24 protein-coding genes are annotated in these 24,321 nt (G+C 39.5%); all 24 read left to right on the plus strand.

Features of this window, described 5'->3' with window-relative positions:
• Window positions 1–80 precede the first annotated feature (80 nt).
• The 24 genes from ICN33_RS10485 to ICN33_RS06060 all read left to right on the plus strand — a co-directional run bounded on the left by ICN33_RS10485 (window position 81) and on the right by ICN33_RS06060 (window position 24,318).
• A complete protein-coding gene (locus tag ICN33_RS10485; protein WP_216195340.1) occupies window positions 81–1,289 on the plus strand; it encodes a TIGR04372 family glycosyltransferase in 1,209 nt (402 codons plus the stop codon).
• Window positions 1,290–1,330: 41 nt separating this feature from the next.
• On the plus strand, window positions 1,331–2,329 hold the full coding sequence (pseB, locus tag ICN33_RS05950) for a UDP-N-acetylglucosamine 4,6-dehydratase (inverting) (protein ID WP_216196571.1): 999 nt from the start codon (window positions 1,331–1,333) through the stop codon (window positions 2,327–2,329).
• A complete protein-coding gene (gene pseC, locus ICN33_RS05955) occupies window positions 2,326–3,495 on the plus strand; it encodes a UDP-4-amino-4,6-dideoxy-N-acetyl-beta-L-altrosamine transaminase (RefSeq protein WP_216195343.1) in 1,170 nt (389 codons plus the stop codon). Before pseB ends, pseC begins: the two co-directional genes overlap by 4 nt.
• Window positions 3,492–4,181 (plus strand): pseudaminic acid cytidylyltransferase, encoded by a 690-nt coding sequence (gene pseF, locus ICN33_RS05960; RefSeq protein ID WP_216195345.1) that lies wholly within the window; start codon window positions 3,492–3,494, stop codon window positions 4,179–4,181. The genes pseC and pseF overlap by 4 nt, the downstream gene beginning before the upstream one ends.
• 33 nt (window positions 4,182–4,214) lie before the next feature.
• On the plus strand, window positions 4,215–5,363 hold the full coding sequence (locus ICN33_RS05965) for an N-acetyl sugar amidotransferase (RefSeq protein WP_216195347.1): 1,149 nt from the start codon (window positions 4,215–4,217) through the stop codon (window positions 5,361–5,363).
• Window positions 5,360–5,983 (plus strand): imidazole glycerol phosphate synthase subunit HisH, encoded by a 624-nt coding sequence (hisH, locus tag ICN33_RS05970; RefSeq protein WP_216195349.1) that lies wholly within the window; start codon window positions 5,360–5,362, stop codon window positions 5,981–5,983. Before ICN33_RS05965 ends, hisH begins: the two co-directional genes overlap by 4 nt.
• The gene (gene hisF, locus ICN33_RS05975) at window positions 5,977–6,753 is read left to right on the plus strand and encodes an imidazole glycerol phosphate synthase subunit HisF (protein ID WP_216195351.1); all 777 of its coding nucleotides are present in this window, start codon (window positions 5,977–5,979) and stop codon (window positions 6,751–6,753) included. The genes hisH and hisF overlap by 7 nt, the downstream gene beginning before the upstream one ends.
• Window positions 6,750–8,279, plus strand: coding sequence for a UDP-2,4-diacetamido-2,4,6-trideoxy-beta-L-altropyranose hydrolase (gene pseG / locus ICN33_RS05980; RefSeq protein WP_216195353.1), 1,530 nt, complete (start codon window positions 6,750–6,752; stop codon window positions 8,277–8,279). Before hisF ends, pseG begins: the two co-directional genes overlap by 4 nt.
• The gene (pseI, locus tag ICN33_RS05985; protein WP_216195355.1) at window positions 8,269–9,324 is read left to right on the plus strand and encodes a pseudaminic acid synthase; all 1,056 of its coding nucleotides are present in this window, start codon (window positions 8,269–8,271) and stop codon (window positions 9,322–9,324) included. The genes pseG and pseI overlap by 11 nt, the downstream gene beginning before the upstream one ends.
• A 34-nt stretch (window positions 9,325–9,358) precedes the next feature.
• Window positions 9,359–10,654, plus strand: coding sequence for a capsular biosynthesis protein (locus ICN33_RS05990; RefSeq protein ID WP_216195357.1), 1,296 nt, complete (start codon window positions 9,359–9,361; stop codon window positions 10,652–10,654).
• 56 nt (window positions 10,655–10,710) lie between these two features.
• Window positions 10,711–12,273 carry a hypothetical protein gene (locus ICN33_RS05995; protein ID WP_216195359.1) on the plus strand — a complete coding sequence of 521 codons (1,563 nt, stop codon included), beginning with the start codon at window positions 10,711–10,713 and terminating at the stop codon, window positions 12,271–12,273.
• 10 nt (window positions 12,274–12,283) lie between these two features.
• Window positions 12,284–13,180, plus strand: coding sequence for a glycosyltransferase family A protein (locus ICN33_RS06000; RefSeq protein ID WP_216195361.1), 897 nt, complete (start codon window positions 12,284–12,286; stop codon window positions 13,178–13,180).
• 81 nt (window positions 13,181–13,261) lie between these two features.
• Window positions 13,262–14,260: an NAD-dependent epimerase/dehydratase family protein gene (locus ICN33_RS06005; RefSeq protein ID WP_216195363.1), complete on the plus strand. Its 999-nt coding sequence runs from the start codon at window positions 13,262–13,264 to the stop codon at window positions 14,258–14,260.
• Window positions 14,261–14,265: 5 nt separating this feature from the next.
• The gene (locus ICN33_RS06010) at window positions 14,266–15,363 is read left to right on the plus strand and encodes a DegT/DnrJ/EryC1/StrS aminotransferase family protein (RefSeq protein WP_255530680.1); all 1,098 of its coding nucleotides are present in this window, start codon (window positions 14,266–14,268) and stop codon (window positions 15,361–15,363) included.
• A gap of 218 nt (window positions 15,364–15,581) precedes the next feature.
• Window positions 15,582–16,352: a hypothetical protein gene (locus tag ICN33_RS06015; protein WP_216195365.1), complete on the plus strand. Its 771-nt coding sequence runs from the start codon at window positions 15,582–15,584 to the stop codon at window positions 16,350–16,352.
• 32 nt (window positions 16,353–16,384) lie between these two features.
• Window positions 16,385–17,134, plus strand: coding sequence for a glycosyltransferase family 2 protein (locus ICN33_RS06020; protein ID WP_216195367.1), 750 nt, complete (start codon window positions 16,385–16,387; stop codon window positions 17,132–17,134).
• Between the two features lie 202 nt (window positions 17,135–17,336).
• Entirely contained in the window at window positions 17,337–18,314 is a 978-nt protein-coding gene (locus ICN33_RS06025) for a glycosyltransferase family 2 protein (RefSeq protein ID WP_216195368.1), read from the plus strand.
• A 63-nt stretch (window positions 18,315–18,377) separates the two neighbouring features.
• On the plus strand, window positions 18,378–19,319 hold the full coding sequence (locus ICN33_RS06030) for an NAD(P)-dependent oxidoreductase (RefSeq protein ID WP_216195370.1): 942 nt from the start codon (window positions 18,378–18,380) through the stop codon (window positions 19,317–19,319).
• Window positions 19,320–19,336: 17 nt separating this feature from the next.
• Window positions 19,337–19,906, plus strand: a complete 570-nt coding sequence (locus ICN33_RS06035) for an SIS domain-containing protein (RefSeq protein WP_216195372.1) — start codon at window positions 19,337–19,339, stop codon at window positions 19,904–19,906.
• Between the two features lie 11 nt (window positions 19,907–19,917).
• On the plus strand, window positions 19,918–20,904 hold the full coding sequence (locus ICN33_RS06040; protein ID WP_216195374.1) for a GDP-mannose 4,6-dehydratase: 987 nt from the start codon (window positions 19,918–19,920) through the stop codon (window positions 20,902–20,904).
• A gap of 3 nt (window positions 20,905–20,907) precedes the next feature.
• Complete coding sequence (locus ICN33_RS06045; protein WP_216195376.1) at window positions 20,908–21,732, plus strand: transketolase; 825 nt, start codon at window positions 20,908–20,910, stop codon at window positions 21,730–21,732.
• On the plus strand, window positions 21,729–22,646 hold the full coding sequence (locus ICN33_RS06050; RefSeq protein ID WP_216195378.1) for a transketolase family protein: 918 nt from the start codon (window positions 21,729–21,731) through the stop codon (window positions 22,644–22,646). The genes ICN33_RS06045 and ICN33_RS06050 overlap by 4 nt, the downstream gene beginning before the upstream one ends.
• Window positions 22,647–22,655: 9 nt before the next feature.
• Window positions 22,656–23,288, plus strand: coding sequence for a haloacid dehalogenase-like hydrolase (locus ICN33_RS06055; RefSeq protein WP_216195380.1), 633 nt, complete (start codon window positions 22,656–22,658; stop codon window positions 23,286–23,288).
• Entirely contained in the window at window positions 23,275–24,318 is a 1,044-nt protein-coding gene (locus ICN33_RS06060) for a phosphotransferase (protein WP_216195382.1), read from the plus strand. Before ICN33_RS06055 ends, ICN33_RS06060 begins: the two co-directional genes overlap by 14 nt.
• The last annotated feature ends 3 nt before the right edge of the window (window positions 24,319–24,321 follow it).

The following is a 24,321-nucleotide window of genomic DNA, read 5'->3' on the forward strand; positions in this document are numbered from 1 at the left end:
TTGTTAATTATAAATTTTTAAATTAAATCTCCTTAAAGGCGGCTAAAATTTTTCTAGATAAGGATCCACAGGGGTTTCTGGTGACAATATTAATTTTAAGAAAAATTAAATCGATATCTTTGTTCATTTATAGTTTAATTTTTTATTTCTTGTTAATACTGATTAGGCCTCTTGTAATAATAAGATTGGGGGAGATTGAAACGCGAGCTATTGGCCATTATTTTTTACCTTTCGAAATATATTTATCTGAGAAAGATAGTGGTTTTTTAACTGGTTTACCCAGGACGGCAGATTTTTTTTATAGAAACAAAGTGATAGCTAATGAATATATTTATAGAGCTTGGAAAAAATATATTAATATAGCACCAGCGCTGATTATTAAGCATCCATATCTATTCCTGATTAAAAATAATCCAAAAACTAGGCATTTAGTCCCTTTTAGAACATGGCGTTTATATCGGCCATGGCAATTACGTGATATCCATAACTCACTACCAAATTCAAAAATTCATTTTGAATTCAGTCAAGATGAATTAAATTTTGCAGAGGGAGAGCTTAAAAAACTTGGCTTGAGCAATGGCGATCAATATATTGCCTTTTTTGCGCGCGATCCACAATTTCATGGCGGTAGTTCAACGAGGCCATCTTTTAGAGACTCAGATATCACAACTCAAATTGATGCAATGGAAGAGATGGTGAAGTTGGGGTACAAATGCATCAGAATGGGCAAAAATGCTCGTAATAGGCTTGGAGGCGAGTCAAAAAACATAATTGACTATGCTTTTTCCCCTTTAAGATCGGATTTGTTGGATTTATATATTCTCTCTAAATGTAAGTTTATGGTCAGTACTGGCTCTGGTATAGATACCATTCCAATGGTCTTTAGAAAGCCAGTTCTTTATGTGAATTTTTCTGAATGGGGTCATATGGACTGTGTGGGCATCAACCAGGTGCCACTTTTTATACCTAAAAAGTTTTTCTATGTCTCTAATAAGAAATATTTAAGTACAACTGAAATATGCAAGCTAGGTGTTTACCAATACTCGTCTGAAAAGGAGTATATAGATAATGATGTATGGTGGGAAGATAATACCTCGCAGGAGATCATGGATGCTGTTTTAGAGATGGAGCTCTTGGTGGGCAAAAATAATAGCAAATGCCACACTGGCTATAGTGAAAATCAAGAAAATTTTTCTCAGTTAGTAAATTCACTTAGGTCGCCAGAATTGGTGATTGAGGCTAAAATAAGTCACGCTTTTTTAAATGCTAATCCGCATTATTTAAGGTGAAATTATTAAATTTTTCAGTTTTTAATTTTTTAGGATGGGAAGTGTTAAAAAATTCAACAATACTAATTACTGGTGGTACAGGATCTTTTGGTCACGTATTCGTAAAGTCTACGCTTTCTAAATATAACCCTAAGAGATTAATTATATTTTCACGTGATGAGATGAAGCAGTGGGAAATGGCTAAGCAATTTCCTGATGATAGGCGAGTCCGTTTTTTTATTGGGGATGTTCGTGATAAGGATAGATTATCCAGGGCCTTGCATGGTGTTGACTTTGTGGTTCATGCTGCCGCTACAAAAATTGTGCCTACTGCCGAATACAATCCATTTGAATGCGTTAAAACAAATATCTTTGGGGCAATGAATTTAATTGACGCGTGCATTGACCAGGGCGTGAAAAGAGTGGTTGCCCTCTCAACTGATAAAGCTAGCAATCCGGCTAATTTATACGGCGCAACAAAGCTAGCCTCAGATAAATTATTTGTCGCAGGAAATTCCTATTCTGGTAAAGATGCGACGCGATTTAGTGTTGTTAGATATGGAAATGTCATGGGCTCACGCGGCTCTGTTATTCCCTTCTTTATGTCTTTGGTAGATAAAGGTGTCTTACCAATTACGGACACTCGAATGACCCGTTTTATGATTACCCTTGATCAGGGTGTTGAGCTTGTATGGCGTGCATTTGAGGATGCGATAGGTGGCGAAATTTATGTTAAAAAAATTCCATCAATGACAATAACTGATATTGCTCATGCCGTTCTCCCGAATGCTAGGTTTGATATTGTTGGCATTCGTCCAGGAGAAAAGTTGCACGAGCAAATGATCGGCACAGAAGATGCTCCTTACACCTATGAATATGATTCTCATTTCAAAATTTTGCCAGCGATTCATAGTTGGCATGAAGATCCAGCAAGAATAGGTGACGGAAAAATCGTGCCACCTGATTTTATTTATTCCTCTGACAACAATCCAGAATGGATGACTAAAGATGATTTGAGATTATGGATCGATAACAATCTCAGTATTGTTGGGAAGTTATGACCAAGCTAATACCTTATGGTAGGCAGGATATAAATGAGGCCGATATTCAGGCAGTCATTGATGTATTGAAGTCAGATTTTTTAACTCAGGGGCCTGCAGTGCCAGCTTTTGAGGTTGCAGTTCGTGATTTCGTGGGCGCCAAGCATGCCATTGCTACGAGCAATGCTACCTCCGCCCTTCATTTGGCATGTCTCGCATTGGGTGTAGGCCCTGGCGATATTGTTTGGACGAGTCCAATTACTTTTGTAGCAAGTGCAAATTGTGCAGTTTATTGTGGCGCTAAAGTTGATTTTGTTGACGTGGATTTAGATAGCTTCAATATGAGTGAGCAGGCTTTGCGTTGCAAGCTTGAGCATGCTCGCAAGGCTAGATTATTACCAAAGGTATTAATCCCAGTTCATATGGGTGGACAGTCTTGCAATATGGCGGCTTTTTATGATCTAAGTAAGGAGTATGGGTTTTCGATTATCGAGGATGCTTCGCATGCTATTGGAGGGCGCTACCAAAATCAACAAGTAGGCTCATGCCAATTTAGTAGCATTACAGTCTTTAGTTTTCACCCCGTCAAAATTATTACCACCGGTGAAGGTGGAATGGCTATTACCAATGATTTAGGTTTGGCAAAAAAAATGCAGTTATTGAGAAGCCATGGCATTACTCGCGAACAAAGTGAGATGGTGTCTATTCCAGATGGACCTTGGTTTTATGAGCAAATTGATCTGGGTTTTAACTATCGAATGACTGACATTCAAGCTGCCTTGGGATTGAGTCAAATGAGTAGGCTGCACGACTTTGTTATAAAGCGAAACTCGATTGCGCATCGTTACGAAAAATTATTAAAAGATGTGCCGGTATTTTTGCCAAAGATTGCTAAAGACACATACTCCGCTTATCACTTATACGTAATTCAATTAAATTTAGAGCTCATTAGCAGTTCTCACAAAAATGTTTTTAATGAGCTTCGTAATGCTGGAATTGGCGTTAATTTACATTACATCCCGGTCTATCTGCAGCCCTACTATCAAAATTTAGGCTTTAGTAAAGGCTACTGCCCTAATGCTGAAAAATATTACTCAAGAGCAATTAGTTTGCCCATGTTTAGTAGTCTTACAGATGAGGAGCAGGATTGGGTAGTCACGCAGTTAATTAAAGCTATCCAGAAATGAGAGTGGCAATTATTCCTGCGAGGGGTGGCAGTAAGAGGATCCCTTACAAAAATATAAAGCTTTTCCATGGAAAGCCGATGATTGCCTGGTCAATTATGGCTGCCCAGCATTCTAAAATATTCGATCGTGTCATAGTCTCCACTGATGATTCTGAAATTGCAGAGATTGCTATAACCTGCGGAGCAGAGGCCCCTTTTATTAGGCCCGCTAAATTGGCCGATGACCATGCCACGACTGCTGATGTGATGGAACATGCTGTAAAGTTGCTGGTACATGAAGGACATTCTCCATCTGAGCTTTGCTGTATCTATGCTACAGCTCCTTTTATAGAGGTTAATGATTTGGTGAGCGGTTTAGAATTGCTGATATCGGGAGGTTGGCAATATGTATTTCCAGCCGCTGAATTTACGGCGCCTATTTTTAGAGGTTTTAAAGTAGGGTGTGGTGGCTTGGAGATGATTTTCCCTGAGCATTATCTAACGCGTTCTCAAGATTTACCTCGAGTATTTCACGATGCGGGCCAGTTTTATTGGGGCACTAAAAATGCCTGGTTATCAAAGGCGCCGATATTTTCTAATAAAAGCCAATTCATTGAACTGCCTAGATTAAGAGTGCAAGATATTGATACTCCTGAGGATTGGGAGATTGCGGAAAAAATATTCACCCTATTAAGTTCTGCAAAATAAAGCCATCTAATTACCGTTTGTGAGAAAAGAAAAATGTTAAGTTATTGCATTCGCTGTGTGATGCCAAGCACGAAACCAGACCTGTATATTGATGAACAGGGGGTTTGTAATGCATGTAGAGCCTATGAGAGCAGAAAGAATGTTGATTGGATTTCAAGAAAAAATGAATTAACTTCCATTCTTGAAAAATATCGAAGCAAGGATGGGGGATGGGATTGTGTTGTACCCGTAAGTGGCGGTAAGGATAGTACGTTCCAGGTAATTAGAGTTCTGCAGTTGGGGTTAAATCCACTTTGCGTGACATCCTCAACATGTGATTTATCCCAAATTGGCAGGGAGAATATTGAAAATTTAAAGCGCTTAGGGGTGGATCATATGGAGTTTTCTCCGAATCCCAAGGTCCGATCGAAATTAAATCGAATTGGATTAACTGAGGTGGGTGATATTGCATGGCCTGAACATGTGGGAATTTTCACAATCCCTGTCCGTGCCGCAGTGCAATTTAAGATTCCCTTGATTATATGGGGTGAAAACTCTCAAAATGAATATGGTGGGCCTGCAGCCGCAGCTGAAAATAATGTACTAAGTCGTCGTTGGTTAGAAGAATTTGGCGGGCTATTGGGGTTGCGCGTATCCGATCTTTCGGATGCCTATGGCATTAGCAAAAGGGATCTTCTCCTTTACCAATATCCTTCGGACGAAGAATTGCAATCTGTTGGTGTAACGGGGCTATTTTTAGGGCACTACTTGCAGTGGGATGGGCTATCTAATTTATTAATTTCTCAGGCTCACGGGTTTAAGAGTTTTAGTGGGCCGGTAGAAGGTAGTATGGTTAATTATGAAAATCTAGATAATCATCAGCATGGAATTCATGATTATTTTAAGTTCCTCAAATTTGGATTTTCTAGGGCAACCGACATAGCCTGTTTGCATGTTCGACGCGATCGAATAACGCGAGAGGATGCATTGTCGATAGTGAAAGAGCGTGATGGCAAGTTTCCTTGGACCTATTTAGGGAAAAGTTTAGCGGATATTTTGATGCCACTAGAAATGACCGTCGACGAGTTTATTACACTGTGCGATCGATTTACCAATAAAAGAATATTTAAGTGCGACGCTTCCGGTGCATTGATTAAAGATCGAGAAGGTAATCTTGAGAAGGTTAATTACGATAATCAATGAAGGTAGCGATAATAAATTATGGCATTGGTAATCTAGGCTCCGTTCAAAGAAGTGTGGAGGAAATTGGAGCAGATGCCTACATAGCAAATCACCCATCAATGCTCTATGATGCGAATCGGATTATTTTGCCTGGCGTGGGAGCATTTTCTGAGGGCATAACTAGACTTGAAGAGGGGGGTTGGGCGGACTCTCTCAGGGATCTTGTGAGCAATCATCAAAAGCCGATAATGGGAATATGTTTGGGTATGCAATTGCTAGCTAGTACTGGTGAGGAAGGCGGGCAGTTTTCTGGTCTGGGATTTATTCCAGGATCGGTTGTGAAGTTAGATGCCATTGGTTGCACCCTTAAAATTCCACACGTTGGGTGGAATTCAGTGCATAAAGTACAAGAAGATTTTCTTCTTAAAGAAATTCCAGATGAATCTGATTTCTATTTTGTTCATAGCTATGGAATGGTTGTCGAACATAGACATCATTTATTGGCAACAGTAAGTTATGGCTGTGATATTGCTGCTATCGTGAGACATAAAAATATCTTTGGATGTCAGTTTCATCCTGAAAAAAGTTCAAAAGCAGGTCGAAAACTTTTAAAAAATTTCATGGAATATGTCCCATGTTAAAAATTAGAGTTATTCCAACGCTGTTATGGAAAGACTTTGGCCTAGTTAAAGGGGTTGGATTTAATAGCTGGAGGCGAGTGGGCTCTGTACTTCCGGCAATTAAGGTTTATAACTCTCGAGATGTAGATGAGCTAATCCTTGTTGATATTTCTGCGACCAATGAGGCTCGTAAGCCGGACGGTGATTCGGTAGCTGATTTTTCTAGGGAATGCTTTGTGCCTTTTACAGTTGGCGGTGGCATAGACAACATAAATCAAATTTCAACTTTATTGCACTCCGGGGCTGATAAGATTTGTATTAATACTGCGGCATACGATAGGCCTGCTTTAATCCAAGAGGGTGCTAAACGCTTTGGATCGCAGTGCATTGTAGCCAGCATGGATGTTAGTCGATGCGATAACAATAAGCCCCTTTGTTTTAGCCATGCCGGAAAAGTAAATACTGGCCGAGATCCAGTTTCTTGGGCTAAAGAGTTGGTGGATTTGGGGGTAGGAGAAATATTGTTAACCTCTATAGACCACGATGGAACAATGAGTGGGTATGACCTAAATTTAATTGAGGATGTGGTTAGAGCAGTAAATGTACCCGTTATAGCATCAGGCGGTGCAGGTAAATATCAGGACATGATTGATGCGGTTAATAATGCTGGAGCTTCAGCAGTTGCAGCAGCCAGTATGTTTCATTTTACAGAGCAAACCCCTGCTGGAGCAAAACAAGCGATGGCCTTGGCAGGAATAAATGTCCGTAAAAATTTAACTGGTTTGTTATGAGGGTCGCTTTCAGGTTAGATGCTAGCAAGCAAATTGGAACCGGCCATTTTGTAAGATGTTTGACTGTTGCAAACTGGCTAAAACGTAGAGGGGCTCATACTCGCTTTATTTGCTACCCCCTTCCGCAATCATTAATTGATCAATTGGACAGGCAAGGGCATGAGTATTATCCAATCTCTGAATTGGCTGAAGTTGTATCTAAGAGCAAGGGTCAGGCTAATACTCATGGGCACTGGATACCAACATCCTTAGATACTGACGCCCAAATAACTATTCAAGCTCTAGCAGGGAGCGATTGGGATACATTGGTTGTTGATCATTACGCGCTTGATATCGAGTGGGAGTCTGTCTTAAGGCCATACGCTAAAAAAATATTTGTGATCGATGATCTTGCTGATAGAAATCATGATTGCGACTTTTTATTGGATCAAAATTTTTATCTTAATTATGAGGATAGATATCAGTCAAAAGTTCCGCAACATTGTCGTTTGCTTTTGGGTCCAAAATATTGCCTATTAAGGGATGAATTTATAGAGACTCATCAAGTTCGTAATTCATCCCCTAATATAGTAAATGAAATATTAGTATTTATGGGTGGAGTTGATTTTGAAAATTACACAATGAAGGTGCTTAATTCATTGCTTTTATGCAATCTTAATAACTGCAGCGTCAATGTAGTAATAGGTGATTCTCACCCAGATTTAATTGGAATCCAGAAAATTTGTAAGAAGCAAGGATTTAATTGTTTTGTGCAAACTCAAAAAATGGCAAATCTAATAGTATCTGCTGACTTGGCTATTGGTGCTGGTGGAACTGCAGTATGGGAGCGCTGCTATTTGGGCCTACCTACGATTACGCTAGAGGTAGCAAAAAATCAAAAGAGATTAATTAAGGATGCGGCTGCTCAAGGGTTGATTTATGGCCCAGAAATCAATCAGGAAGATTTTGAGGGATCGCTTGCAAATCATATCGCTGCCCTGATGGAAAATCCAAGTTTGCGTCAATTGATTGCATCCAGTGGTCAATATGCTATTGATGGTTTTGGGGTTTCTCGCGTAATGGATGAGTTATATCCACAAATTGAATTGCGGAAGGCAACGATTAATGATCTTGATATTTTGTATCACTGGCGAAATCATCCCAGCATAAGATCGGCATCAGCCAATTCGGAAATCATATCACTTGAGCAGCATTCTGAATGGTTTAAAAAAGTAATTACTGCCCCAGATCGTCATATTTTGATCGCCCAGAAAAATGATGGTAATTTATTGGGAATGATTCGATTTGATGAGCATGGAACTGAGGTCGAAATCTCAATTTATATCGCGCCTGATTTAGCTTCTCAAGGAGTGGGCTCTAAAATATTGAGAGCTGGTGAGCGTTGGGTTTTCGAGAATCGCAAGGGCATTACAGGATTTCGTGCAAAAGTCTTAGGAGGAAATAAGGCATCACATCATTTGTTTCAAAAGTTAGGCTACCAAAATTGCGAATCAACCTATAAAAAAGAGGTCAAATATGAGACATGAAATAAGAATTTCAGGAAGGCTGATTGGAGCATCGGCCCCTCCATTTGTTATTGCTGAAATGTCGGGAAACCATAATCAGTCTCTAAAGCGCGCTCTCGAAATTGTTGATGAAGCAGCAAAAACAGGCGCGCATGCATTAAAAATTCAAACATATACGCCCGATACGATGACTTTGGATTTGGATGTACGTGAGTTTCATATTGATGATCCAAAAAGTCTATGGGCCGGAAGCTCGCTCTTTAAGTTGTATGAAAAAGCTCAAACTCCTTATGAGTGGCATCAAGCAATTTTTCAAAGAGCAAGACATCATGGCATGATTCCATTTAGTACTCCATTTGACGCAGGCGCAGTTGATTTTTTAGAGGAGCTTGGTGTCTCATGTTACAAAATTGCCTCATTTGAAAATACAGACTTAGACTTAATTCGTAGGGTTTCCGCTACAAAAAAGCCAGTTATTATTTCTACGGGGATGGCAAGTATTTCGGAGTTAGGGGACACCGTTAATGCGGCTCGCGATGCAGGATGTGAAGATCTTATCCTACTCAAATGCACCAGTACGTATCCAGCTACCCCAGAAAATTCAAATTTACTAACTATTCCACATATGAGAGAGTTATTTGACTGTGAAGTTGGATTGTCTGATCATACTTTAGGAGTGGGCGTTTCAGTTGCTAGCGTGGCTTTAGGGGCCACAGTCATTGAGAAGCATTTCACACTAAATCGAGCCGACGGTGGGGTTGATAGCGTATTTTCAATGGAGCCAAGCGAGATGAAACAATTAATTGTAGAAACAGAGCGTGCTTGGGCCGCTTTGGGAAGGGTAAGTTATGGCCCGATTAAGGATGAACTTAAGTCATTGCAATTTAGGCGTACCCTATATGTGACTAAAAATTTAAAGTCAGGAGATGTTCTGACAAAAGACAACGTTCGAGCTATACGTCCAGGAAAAGGTCTTCCCATTAAATACTTGCCCATCGTAATCGGCAAGAAAATTAATCAAGATATTGAAATTGGAACACCACTTAGCTGGAAGCTATTTGGTTGATCTTTTACAAACTAATCACTGAATAAGCTAACAAATGTCTAGCGAATCAATTTTAGCTTTAGGCTTTAAGGGGGACTTGCTTAAGGAATTAAAAAGTAAGATGCCAATTACCTATTCAATTTCTAATGATTCCAATGCGGACATTACCTGGGATGATTTTTATAGTCTTAAATTTGATATCACTAGACCGGATTTCAGTGAGGAGATATCGAAAATTTTTCGAGAGGTAAAGAAAAATTATTGCCAGTTTAATGATATTTATTCAAGGCGATTTTTTTATGTAACAGAATCGTGTGCTGAGGTGTATAGCGTATTCACATTATATTTTTACCAATGCATTAGCGTATTAAAAAATAATTCTGTCAATTGCATAATTTTTTCTAATGTTCCTCATGAAGGATATGACTACATTTTCTATTTGATTGCAAAAAATATGAGCATAAAAACTATCATATGCAATCAATCACTATTTCCAAATCGGTTTTGGATATTTTCCGCTATTGAAGATTTTGGAAATTTTGCTTCATCTCCAAAAGTTAGCGAGCATTGGTCCAGCAATTATGTTTTACCAAAACCATCAGAGTGGGTAAATATGCAAGGCCGCCTAAATGACCGCTCTTACTTTATTCTAGATTTTATAAAGGAGATATTGAGGAAACCACACCGCCTTCCATTAGCTTTAGTTCGGCTTTTCCATGGTTTTCAATATAGGATCAATGTGCACAAAGCCGTTATTGATCCAGTTGCCAATGAGAGGTATGTATATTTTCCATTGCACCTTCAGCCAGAGCTAACTACTTCGGCTCTGGGCGGAGAGTTTGCAGATCAGATTTCAGCTATCGAGGAATTAAGCTCAATCTTGCCTAATGATTTGTATTTATATGTAAAAGAGAACCCAAAGCAAAATGAGGCCTATCGAGGAAAGTTGTTCTTTAAGCGTTTAAAGAAATTAAAAAATGTAAGATATATCAAGAGAACTTATAGCTCTTCGAAATTAATACAGGACTCAGAATTTGTTGCTGTTATCAATGGCACGGCTGGCTGGGAGGCAATTTTTGCTAAAAAATCTATTTTAATATTTGGCTATGCGTGGTTCAGCTCCTTTAAGGGGGTAACCAGGTATGCACCAACAATCAGCGTTGATGATGTTCTGAAGAATAGGCCTGCTAATGCTATTGAGACCATCAATTATTTGGATGATATCCTCACTAAGACTGGTATTGGCATAGTAGATGATGACTACATCAGCATCTTTGATCAATACGATGTTAATGTAAATTCAAAAACTGTAACTAATAGCTTGATTACATATTACAAATTTAAAAATTGAATTATCTTTTTAAGTGGTTAAGCCATAAATTCTGTTTGCCTCCCAGCATTCGAGGGATGGCAGACTTTTTTCGCATTAAAAATAGCGCCAACTCTTGTGCTTCTGGAGCAACAATTCTTATACAGAATGTTGAAGACCCATACTATTTTTGCTTATTCGGGTCAATTATTACCGAAATGAGTAGATATGGAAATTTTCGCGTAGAGCAATATATCTCTCGTTCATTTCATGTGAATGAGTCTAAAAATTTCATACGATTTACTCTGTTTAGAGCAAGCAATTTAGTTTTGGGTTCTAAATGGGTTAATGCGTATAAATCATTTGCGCCATTTATAGGGTTTAAATTTTTAAAATTTAATTTGATATTTGATTTTCTGGATGCAGTTTTAGCATTAAAGTCTTATAGGCTAATTAAAAGCCATGATGAGCTACTTGCACTAAATATTAAAAATGTTTACGTAGGAGACTTGGTTAATGACACTTATTTGAGATTTAAGCCATCCCCAAGGGTAACATTAAGTGACCTTTATTTATTATTTATAATTTGGCATGCTTATCGAGTGATTAGATCTACTCAAAAATACTTCTTGCGGGCGCGTCCTATCTTATTCTTAACTTCCTACAGCACATACTTACAACATGGAATTGCAGTTAGAGTTGCTTTATTGAATCAGGTTCAGGTCCGCTCTTTTGGGAATTACCAACAATTTTCCAAACGTTTAACAATCGATGATTTTTATCATACAAAAAATCCAACTAGCTATAGATTAGATTTTGAACTCCTAAATGACAAAGAGAATTGTTTGAAATTGGCTGAAGATTCATTTAAAAGAAAGATTGCAGGAGAGGTGGACCCTCATTTTTCATATATGAAGAATTCTGCGTACACCATTACAGAGCAGGGTATTCCCAGTGTCCGAGGTGCTAGCATTATTTTCTTGCATGATTTCTTTGATAGCCCTCATGTTTATCCAGGCATGGTATTCCATGATTTTTGGGAGTGGATTTGCTTCACTATTGACTCTTTAGATTCTCTTAATTTAAGTTACTTTGTTAAGCCACATCCGAACCAAATTGGCTTAAATGATGAAGTGCTGGCTGCTTTGATTAGAAAATACCCCCATTTAAAATTTATATCACCAAAAGTAACTAATACACAGCTAATTGAGGGCGGGATTGTTTCTGCCATTACCGTGTATGGAAGCGTAGCTCATGAAATGGCGTATTTTGGAATCCCTTCAATAGCATGTGCAAGGCATCCACATATTGCCTACTCATTTTGTAGAACTGCTAATACAAAAGAGGGATATAGAAAACTAATTCATAGCTTGAAAACAATGCAAAATTTGGATGAATCAAAGATGCGCAATGAAAGCTTAGAGTTTTACTTTATGCATAATTTAAATCTAAAAACTTCAGAGTCTGATTTAATGCTTGCTACTCACAACCTTAGATCCGCATGTTCTAGGGTGCCCTTAGATGATGGTCATGAATTGGTTGATTTTGTTATGAAGCTATATTCCAATGATTCATTCAAAGAAACTTGTAAGGTATTATTTAACCTTACATCTGAAAATAGCACTTTGAATAAAATCAACTATCACGTGTTTTTAGATTAACCTAATTTTAATGCCAGCTCCTATTGCGCTATTTGTGTATAACAGACCAGATCATTTTAAAAAAGTGGTCGAGTCATTGTTGGTCAACCCCGAGTCTAAGTACACGGACCTTATTATTTTTTCTGATGGCGCAAAGTCTGATGCAGATACTCTCTTGGTAAATGAAGTAAGAGCTGTTGCGGAAAATATTACAGGTTTTAAATCTTCTAAAGTCGAGATGCAGAATTCAAATCTGGGGCTATCAAGATCGATTATTTCTGGGGTCACCAAGATTCTATCTACTTATGATCAGATCATTGTTATTGAAGATGATCTGATTGTGGCGCCTTATTTCTTAAAATTTATGAATGAAGGCTTGAGTAAGTATAAGGATGATGATAGGGTGATTAGCATACATGGATATGTCTATCCCACTGAAAATATACTCCCGGAAAATTTCTTTTTAAGAGGTGCTGACTGTTGGGGTTGGGCCACATGGAAAAGGGGTTGGAAACTTTTTAATGAGAATGGTTCGCTTCTAATTAGGGATCTCAAGTCTAATAATCTTATTTCTCAATTTGACTTTAATGGTGCATATCCATTTTCAAAAATGCTAGCTGATCAAATTAGAGGTCGCAATGATTCTTGGGCTGTAAAATGGTACGCTTCAGCGTTTCTTGCAAATAGAGTAACTTTATATCCTGGAAAAAGCTTGATTCAAAACATGGGATTTGATGGCATGGGAGTGCATTGTTCGCCTACTCAGATTTTTGACGTTGACCTGACGCGCGAACCTGTAGAGCTTGTGGATATACCTGTTATTTCTTCTGAGATTGCTTTTGGAGAGTTTGAAAAATTTTATCGAAGGTCCAAGAGAAGTTTTTTAACTAGACTACTAGCTAAGATTAAAATGATACTTTTTAAATAATGTGAACAATCCCCATTTTGGACTTTGTCATAGCAATAATTTTATTCATTGATTTTGGATTTGATCATTAAGGATTCTTAAGTGATAAATTGTTACGCCAATAAGAAGATATTAATTACTGGTGGATTAGGTTTCATTGGATCCAATTTAGCTCGTGCGCTTCTCGCTTATGGAGCGAAAATAACCTTAGTTGATAGTTTAATACCCGTTTACGGTGGGAATATTTTTAACATAGATGATATTAAAGATAAAGTCACCGTAAATATCAGCGATATCCGCGATCAATATGCCATGACGCACCTTTTAAAAGGGGTGGATTTCCTCTTTAATCTTGCGGGGCAAACAAGTCATCTCGATTCGATGTTGGATCCTAAATCGGATTTAGAAATCAATGCAGCTGCACAGTTAGCAATTTTAGAGGTATGCAGGAAAGTGAACCCAGCATTAAAGATTATTTTTGCAAGTACTCGGCAGCTATATGGGAAACCAGAGTATCTACCTGTGGATGAGGCTCACCCTGTTCGTCCAGTGGATGTTAATGGCATCAATAAGCTGGCTGGGGAGTGGTATCACATTTTATATAATAATGTATACGGAATAAGGGCCTGCGCCTTACGTCTTACCAATACTTATGGGCCAGGCATGCGTGTAAAGGATGCTCGCCAGACTTTTTTGGGGATATGGTTGCGACTCTTGATTGAGGAAAAGCCTATAAAAGTCTTTGGTGATGGCCTGCAATTGCGCGACTTTAACTATGTGGATGATTGCGTGAGCTCACTTTTATTGGCTGGCGCAAGCGAAAATAGCAATGGTAAGGTTTATAACTTAGGCAGCAGTGAAGTTATACGACTGAAGGATTTGGCTGAATTACTAATTGATATTAATGGAGCCGGTAGTTGTGAATTGGTTCCATTTCCGGCGGAACGAAAAAATATTGATATCGGCGACTATTACAGTAACTTTGATTTAATTTCTTCAGATTTGGGTTGGCGGCCTAAAGTTGGACTCAACGTAGGTTTGGAAAATAGCTTGAATTATTACCGCAATAATTACAAGCATTATTGGGTAGATTCAGAATGATATTAATGAATGACTTCAAACTGGAGTCACATGAGATTCAGAAGGAAATGCAACTCGCGGTTAATCGAGTAATCAAATCCGGCTGGTATGTATTGGGACCTGAAGTAGAGTCATTTGAAAAAGAATGGGCTCAGACCTGTAAAACTAAATATAGCATTGGAGTGGGCAATGGAATGGATGCAATTGAAATCATCCTGCATTCCATGAATGTTGGTCCAGGCGATGAAGTCATCACTACTCCAATGACGGCTTTTGCGACAGTATTGGCTATTCTTAGGGCGGGGGCGACCCCAGTATTAGCGGATATTGAGTCTGATACGGCATTGCTATCGATGGACAGTGTGCGACGATGTATTTCTCCCCGAACTAAGGCAGTAGTTTTGGTGCACTTATACGGACAAATGAAAGAATTAGATTTATGGAAATCATTCTGTAATGAGCATCATATTTTCTTAATAGAGGATTGTGCTCAATCTCATTTAGCCACCTGGAATGATTTGCCTGGTGGCAATTTTGGTGTTGCGGGTGCTTATAGTTTTTACCCAACCAAAAATCTGGGGGCTCTTGGTGATGGCGGCATAATTGTCACAAGTGATGAACGGCTTTCTCGCACCGCCAGTTCGCTTCGTAACTACGGCCAAAGCGTTCGTTATGAGCATCCTTTGGTGGGTATGAATAGTCGATTAGATGAAATGCAGGCTGCAATTTTATCTGTCAAATTGAAATGGTTGGAGGGCTACACTGCCCGAAGAAGAGAAATTGCTGGTCAATATTTAAAAAATATTCAAAACCAATACGTTAGCAATTTATCAGCTCCTCTTGATGCTCATTCTCATGTTTATCATCTTTATGTGGTTACCTCTCGGTATCGTGATGCCTTACAGGCGCATTTGAACGGCCAATCAATTCAATCTTTAATTCATTACCCCATTCCAATCCATCATCAAAAGCCATGTCTTGATATGCTTCGAGATCCTACAGGGCTTTCTATTAGTGAAGAGCATGCAGCTCAATGCTTATCGATACCATGTCACCCACATATGTCGCAAGGCGATGTGGAGCGGGTGATCATTGCTGTAAATTCTTTTTCACCGCATCATTAACTTGTAATACGCAACGTATGGGATTTCATTTCTGCACACTTTTTGATAGTAACTATCTTATTAAGGGTGTCACAATGATTAGAAGTTTGCAGAAGTATTGCCCATCAGCAAGTATCTATGTTTTGTGCATGGATACCAACTGCGAAGAGGTTCTCTCTGAATTAAGTCTAACTAATGTTCACCTGATACCCCTCTCAGATCTAGAAGATTCCGAGCTATTGCAAGTAAAAAAACAGCGAGGTGTAGCTGAGTATTGCTGGACTCTTTCTCCATGCCTACCATACTATGTTTTAGAAAAATATCAGCATGTTGAATTCATCACCTACTTAGATGCAGATCTTTTTTTCTATTCTTCATTGGAGCCACTGTTTCAGGAGATAGGTAGGGCTTCAATTGCAATTATTGAGCATCGCTTTACCTCAAGACTCAAAGACCAAGAGATTAAGGGAAGGTTTTGTGTTGAATGGGTCAGCTTTCGAAGGGATACAGAAGGCCTTGCCTGTTTAAAGCGTTGGCGTGAACAGTGTATTGAATGGTGTTTTTATCGCCTTGAGGAGGGAAAGATGGGCGATCAAAAGTATCTGGATCCATGGCCTGAACAATATGCAAACTGTCACATATTAATGCATCAAGGTGCCGGCATTGCGCCTTGGAATTATCCTCAATACTTGATTTCTGGTGACGCTAATAGCTCTGCATTGATTAATGGGGACCCATTAATTTTTTATCATTTCCACCAGTTCCAGATTTTAGAAAATGGAAAATTTGATCGCCTCTCATCCTTTTATACTGAGGAAGCGCCAGCACCAGACTTAATATATTCACCATATGAGTCTGCTATTAATGAGACTATTGGTACAGTACATTTAATGTACCCAAATTTTCTTGCAGGATTTAAGTCTTCAAATTCTGTATTTGCACGCAGATTTGCGCAAAAATTCTTACCCAGTTCTGTGAAGAGATTTTTGCAAAAATTTATGCGTTATTAGTCCTGACATAAAACGAAGAGGCTTGCAGCTGCATGAAAATCACCGTAATTACAGTATGCTTTAATGCGGCCTCCACAATAAAAAAGACATTAGATTCGGTTGCTTTTCAAACCTATCCCTCAATTGAGCATATAGTGATTGATGGTGACTCCAAAGATGGAACCTTGGGGATTCTGAAAAGTCATGAGGCCCAATTTTCCAGTCTACTTTCTGAGCCTGACAATGGTGTCTATGACGCCATGAACAAAGGGTTGCGTCTGGCAACAGGCGATATTATTGGATTTCTTAATGCGGACGATGTTTTTGCACATCCAAACGTATTGGCGGATATTGCTACAGCATTTATAGATGAAAATATTCAAGCGATTTTTGGTGATGTTGAATATTTTCCTGCTCACAATCCACGTAAAACTCTTCGAAAATATCGCTCTAATAAATTTTCGCCCAAAAAATTACAAATGGGTATGATGCCTGCGCATCCAACTTTATATATGAGAAGGGGTGTGTATGAACAATATGGGCTATTTAATCCTGATTATAAAATTGCTGGTGACTTTGAATTCATTTCTAGAGTTTTCAAAATTCCCTCCATCTCCTATCTATATATGCCTGAGGTAATGGTAAGGATGCAGACGGGGGGATTGAGTAATAGTGGAATAAAGAGCAGCATTCTAATTAACCGTGAAATTAAAAAAGCTTGCAAAGAGAATGCGATTCCCACTAATAGCTTGAAGTTATGGCTTCGTTATCCCCTCAAACTGCCAGAGTGGCTAAGCTTATAAGCCAATTCATTTGAAAGCATGAGGTGTTAAACGGTATTGGCGCACTTACCCTTTAAATTAGGGCTTTTTAGGGTATATGTGCGATAGCGCACCCAATTTATTCACCCCAATTCGTATAATTACTTCATATTAATCGGGTTAAATCTCCTTTGGGTTTCATTTATCACTCATGGTAGGTCAAAATTTTTAGAAATCACTGTAAATGACTGATTTTATTTATAAAAATCTTAATCTAGGATTGAGTTCGGATGCTCCTTTGGTGGCTATATTGCTGTGCACCTATAATGGGGCTAGGTTCTTAGCTGAGCAATTGGACTCCTTGGAGGATCAAACCCATCAAAATTGGGTAGTAATAGCCAGTGATGATGGCTCCACTGACCAAACCCTAGAAATATTGCAACAATATCAAGTCAAATGGCCTGCTGGGAAATTAACCATCCGTAGCGGTCCCCAAAAGGGCTTTAGCCAGAATTTTTTATCCCTCGCGTGCGATCCTGAAATTAAGGCTGATCACTATGCGTTCTGCGATCAAGATGATGTGTGGTTGCCAGAAAAATTAGACATAGCCGTAGGCAATATTGTTGCAAAGCAAGAATATAAGGCTAAAAAGTGGCCTTATTTGTACTGCGGACGCACGGCCTACATTTCTTCCGATAAAAAGCCTTTAGGTTTTTCGCCGCTCTTTGGATTCCCTCCTTCCTTTCGAAATGCGCTTATTCAGTCGATTGCGGGTGGAAACACAATGGTCTTTAATCAAAAGGTTAAGGATATACTCGAGCGTGTTGGATTGGTGGATGTAGCTTCTCATGATTGGTGGGTCTATCAATTAACCTCTGCAGCTGATGGGATGGTTTACTACGACAAAGAACCGCAAATCCTTTATCGTCAGCATTCAGGGGCGCTTATTGGGGGGAATAGCACCTTCTTAGCTAGGCTCAAAAGACTCAAAATGTTGCTTAAAGGGCGTTTTTTCCACTGGACCAATCAGAATTTGATTGCACTTGATCGGGCAAAAGTTGAAATGAGTAGAAGTAATTCTGATGTCTTGTCACTTTTTATAACTATGCGTGGCGCCAAATTAAAAGACCGTTTTAGGTTAATAGAGGTTTGCGGTCTATATCGTCAGACTTGGACTGGAACGATCAGTCTGGTTTTGGCTGCGTTACTAAATAAAGTTTAGTTATAATTTCTTGAATAATCAAATAATCAAATAATCAAATAATCAAATAATCAAATAATCAAAATGAAAATATTAGTTACTGGTAGTTGTGGATATAAAGGGCATGTTTTAGTGCCTAAATTATTGGCCAAGGGTCATAAAGTGGTTGCATTAGATACACAGTGGTTTGGCAGCTACCATCAGTCGCACCAAAATCTAAATTGCGTCAAGGGCGATGTTCGTAACATTGAAAGCATTCCATTTGATGGGGTTGAAGCAATCATTCACCTTTCTTCGATCGCAAATGACCCATGCGGCGACCTAAATCCAAAGCTAACATGGGAAGTCAGCGCGCTAGCAACAATGCAGCTAGCTGATCAAGCTAAACGTAGGGGTATTAAACATTTTATTTACGCATCTTCAGGTAGTGTTTACGGTGTTAAAGAAGAAGATCAGGTTACGGAAGATTTGGAGTTAAAGCCTATTTCTGAATACAACAAAACTAAGATGGTTTCCGAGCGTGTTCTATTGAGTTATGGCGATGACATGGTGGTACAAATCGTGCGTCCAGCAACGGTCTGCGGACTATCCCCACGTATGCGCTTGGATGTTTCGGTGAATTTGCTGACGATGCAAGCCTTATCCAAAAATAAAATTACTGTTTTTGGTGGCGATCAGACTCGCCCAAATATCCACATTGATGACATTACCGACTTGTATATTTTCTTGTTAGAAAATCCACAAGTGACGGGCGTATTTAATGCGGGATTTGAAAATATTTCTATATTAGATATCGCAAAAACTGTTACCAAGTATATTCCGGTGGAAATCGAAGTAACAGCATCAAATGATCCACGCTCTTATCGCGTCAATTCAGATAAGTTGTTGGCAACCGGATTTAGACCTAAGAAATCAGTTGAACATGCAGTGAGGGAAATCATTGAGGCTTATCAAAAGGGTGAGCTCAAGGATGAGGATCGATTTTATAACCTAAAGTGGATGGAAAAGGCTAATTTGGCTTTGTAATCAAATTCAATTTATTTATGTCTACTTCATTTAAAGAATACTCAGCTCGCTTAGCTGAAATTTTGACCTCCCATGAATGGGGAGAAGTCTTGCCCTTGGCGCGAGAGGTAGAACGCTGTTGGCGCGATGGAAATCAAGTTTTCCTGTGCGGTAATGGTGGTAGTGCTGGCAATGCAGTTCATTTGGCTAATGATTACTTGTACGGTATTGCCAAAGAGACCGGCAGGGGATTACGAGTCCATGCGCTATCTGCAAATCCAGCCGTTATTACTTGCCTGGCTAACGATGTCTCATACGATGCGATTTTTTCTGAGCAGCTTGCAGTTCTTGGGCGAAAAGGTGACTTAATAATTTGCTTATCCGGTAGTGGTAATTCTGCAAATATTCTGAAGGTTTTACGTCAGGCTAAATCAATGGATATTCAAAGTTGTGCCATATTGGGATTTAGCGGCGGTGAGGCGAAGGCACTTTCTGATATTCCATTGCATTTTCCAGTCAACGATATGCAAATTGCTGAAGATTTGCAGCTCGTAGTTGGTCACATGCTAATGCAGTATCTCTATTCTCGAAAAAATCAGATTCAATAGCAAGGAATACCATGTCATCAGTTGTGGTAGTGGGTAGTAATTCATTTTCAGGCGCTAGTTTTGTAGATTATTTGCTAAATCAAGGGCAAAAAGTCATTGGGACAAGTCGCTCAAAGGAGCCTAATGGCGCAATGCTCCCCTACAAGTGGCGGGATCATCAAAATTTTAATTTTCATCAATTAGACTTGAATCAAGATTTGGATAAGATCGTCGATCTTATCCATGCAGAGAAGCCAGAATATGTTGTTAACTTCGCAGCCCAAAGCATGGTGGGTGAGAGTTGGCAAAATCCTGATCATTGGTTTATGACCAATGCTGTCTCAACCGTAAAACTTCACGATGCTTTACGTAAGTTGGACTCTTTAAAGCGTTATGTTCATATTTCTACCCCCGAGGTTTATGGCAGTTGCGAGGGCTTTGTAAAGGAAGACTTTCCATTTAATCCGAGCACCCCTTATGCCGTTTCGCGTGCGGCAGCTGATATGAGTCTAAAAACTTTCCGGGCGGCCTATGATTTTCCAGTGGTAACTACTCGCGCAGCTAATGTGTATGGTCCAGGCCAACAGTTGTATCGCATTATTCCAAGAACAATCCTCTTTATTTTGTTGGGTAAAAAGATTGAGCTTCATGGCGGAGGATCATCGACTCGCTCTTTTATTCATATGCGTGACGTATCAGACGCTACGTGGAAAATTGCTCAGCATGGAGTAAATGGAGATACGTATCATATTTCAACTGATGAAGTTATCTCAATTAGAGATCTCGTGGCTAAAATTTGTGCCAAACTTGGCGCAAATTTTGAGGATCATGTTGAGATTGTAGGCGAGCGTCTCGGCAAGGATTCGGCTTACCATCTTGATAGTACAAAAGTACGTACAGAGCTCGGCTGGGCTGATCAGATCAAGCTTGATGTTGGAATTGACGAGTGCATCTCATGGGTTAAAGGCAATTTAGAGACTTTGCGCAATGAACCAATAAACTATATCCATAAAGCATAGCTTATGAGCAATCATCAGGAGCTAATTGACCGCTCAAATTTATTACGATCCAGGATCATTGAAACGTCATCGCTATCGGGCACACCCCATCTGGGCTCATGTCTTTCTTGCGTGGATTTATTGGTAGCTTTGTACTTTAATGAGCTAAAAATTGATCCGAGGAATCCGTATGATCCCCTTAGAGACCGCTTTATCTTAAGTAAGGGCCATGGTGTGCCGGCATTATTTCAAGTGCTGGCAATGCGTGGTTTTTATCCTGAGTCTTGGTTAAAAGATTACGGTAAAGATGGTGGAATATTTGCCGAGCACCCTCCAACCCCAGATCATTTAGCGGGTATTGAGGCGGCAACAGGTTCTTTAGGGCATGGCCTTCCAATTGGTCTGGGGATGGCTCTGGCTGGGCGAATTCAAAAGCAAACTTACAATATTTACACGGTGCTTGGTGATGGGGAGTGCAACGAAGGCTCGGTCTGGGAGGCTGCCATGTTGGCAGCCGCACAACAAGTGTCTAATTTATGTGTATTTGTTGATTTTAATAAGTGGCAGGCTACCGGCAGAAGCGAAGAGGTTATGGCCCTTAATTCCCTATCTGGAAAGTGGCAAGCTTTTGGATGGAATGCTTTAGAAATTGATGGACACGATTATGGCCAAATTCTCGCTGCCCTTGAGAGCTTTAAGTTAGAAAATACGAAACCTACGGCCATCATTGCGCATACTGTAAAAGGTAAAGGCGTTTCCTTCATGCAAGATGATAATAATTGGCATTACCGTATTCCTACTGCCGACGAAGTAAGAATGGCAAAACTTGAGTTGGGGGTCTCCTCATGAGAAATGCATTTGCTGATGAGGTGGCCAAATTAGCACAAGCAGACTCAAGAGTAGTACTCTTGTCTGGAGACATCGGTAACAAGTTATTTGATCCGGTTAAGTTGGTAGACGATTCTCGCTTTTATAATTGCGGAATTGCTGAGGGCAATATGATGGGCGTCGCGGCAGGGATGGCTCTTTCAGGATTGCGCCCAATTGTTTATACGATAGCTCCGTTTACTACGACTCGGTGTTTTGAGCAGATTCGAGTAGACGTCTGTTATCACAAGGCCCCAGTAATTATCGTGGGCACTGGCTCGGGACTCTCATACGCAGAATTGGGTCCAACGCATCACTCTCTAGAAGACATGGCAATTCTTCGCTCTCTTCCGGGTATGCGAGTGGTTGCACCATGTGATGCAAATGAACTAAGGTCGGTGCTAAGAGCGGCATTAAATGACAATGCCCCAACTTATATACGGATTGGAAAAAAGGGCGAAACAACAATTTTCCCTGAGCCACCCGAGTTAAAAATTGGTAAATCTACTGTCGTTAAGCAAGGTAAAGATATTGCATTGATATGCTCTGGCACTCTCATGGGTGAGGTTGTTCAAGCAGCACAAAACCTAGCCGAAGTTGGTGTATCTGCAGAAGTAGTGAGCATGCATTCGGTTAAGCCTCTAGATGAAGATTATCTATTGAGTGCCCAATCTCGTTTTAAGCTAATTGCTAGTATTGAAGAGCATGGTTTGATAGGGGGGCTTGGTGGCGCAATAGCTGAATGGAGGTCCCAAGGAAACCATGCGATAAAACACGTGATGCTAGGTACGCCAGATGAATTTATGCATGAAGTAGGTACGCAAGAATATGCGAGAAATAAGTATGGTTTGACTTGCAAGAATATCGTAAAGCGTATTCAACAGGCGTTAAGGTAAGGTCTATTGATGAGAATTGGATTGGACTTTGATAATACGATAGTTAGCTACGATCACTTGTTTCATAAAGTTGCCCTAGAAAAATCTCTTATCTCCCATGAAGTTCCCATTAATAAGGTAGCAGTAAGGGATTACTTGCGTAATACGAACCAAGAAGATGCATGGACTGAGATGCAAGGTTATGTATATGGTGCGAGAATGAATGAGGCAATTGCCTATCCCGGCCTAATAGCTGCACTAAGGGCTATTAGGGACGCTGGTCATGAACTCTTTATTGTGAGTCATAAAACGCAATATCCATATGCCGGTGAACGTTATGACCTTCATGAAGCATCTCGCTCTTGGATTGCCTATCATCTTCAGGCCCCTGAATCCACACTGATTCACAAATCGAATGTATTTTTCAATCCTAGTAAAGATGAAAAAATTGAAAAGATTTCTCAGTTAAAGTGCGATATTTTTTTGGATGACTTACCAGAGATACTCTTGGCAACACACTTTCCTCAAGATACAAAAAAATGCTTGTTTGATCCAGAGGGTCATTATGTCGGCCTTGAAAATGAGATTCTTGTGAATCTTCAGTCCTGGAAAGCATTTTCCGATTGGGTTCATAACCTAGGACGGAATAATGAATCCAGCTAATTTGATAGAAGAGATCAGGAAGTCGCTTGATGCTAACAATATACTCGATGAGCTCACCGAAATTAAGGTGCTGAAGGGCGGTAAAAATAATCAAACATATAAGGTAGATTTAAGAACTGGAGCTAGCTACGTTGTAAAGAAATACTTTAAACATTCCCACGATTTACGTAATCGTCAAAATGCAGAATTTTTATTTACCACCTATGCCAATAAAGTCGCCTCAAATTTTGTACCTCGGGTACTTTTTTCCGATGCAATGAATGGAATGACACTTTTTGAGTATCTTCAGGGCTCCCCCGTTATTGATAAAGAGGTTGCAGATTTAGAAGTTAAGTACGCCATTGATTTTGTGAATGCATTGAACGATAAAACGCTTAAAAAAACAGAAGCTCAATTACCTGATGCCTCAGAAGCATGCTTTACGATTAAAGCTCACTTAGATTTAATTGATTCCCGTATTGATGTATTGCATGACGTTTTAAATAAAGGCAAAGACCAAGATGCATCAGAATTTATTGGGCAATTGGCTCACCATTGGAATGAGCTCAAAAGATCTATATTTCAGTATTGCACCAATTCTGCTATTGCAATTGATCTCGCCTTGCCGCCTGAGGATAGATGTATTTCGCCCTCAGATTTTGGATTTCATAATGCACTCAAGGATCCCTGTGGTGCCATGCGCTTTATAGACTTTGAATATGCCGGTTGGGACGACCCCGCTAAATTAGTGGGAGATTTTTTTGCCCAACTAGAAGTTCCAGTTCCAGAGAAATTTGCTGAAGTTTTTATAGAATCCATTTCGCATAATTTTTCAGGAGCGCATGAATTTAAAATTCGCTCAAAATTATTGCTGCCGGTTTATAAAATAAAATGGTGTTGTATTGCATTAAATGTTTATCTTCCGGCTCATTTAAGCCGTCGTCAATTTTCCAATCCTTTGGTTGATGTTTCTGGCTTACAGTCTGATCAGTTATCAAAGGCGAAAACTATTCTTTCAAACTTGCAGAAAAAAAACTATGAACTACATTGATTT

The sequence above is a fragment of the Polynucleobacter sp. UB-Tiil-W10 genome (assembly GCF_018881605.1).
Taxonomy (GTDB): domain Bacteria; phylum Pseudomonadota; class Gammaproteobacteria; order Burkholderiales; family Burkholderiaceae; genus Polynucleobacter.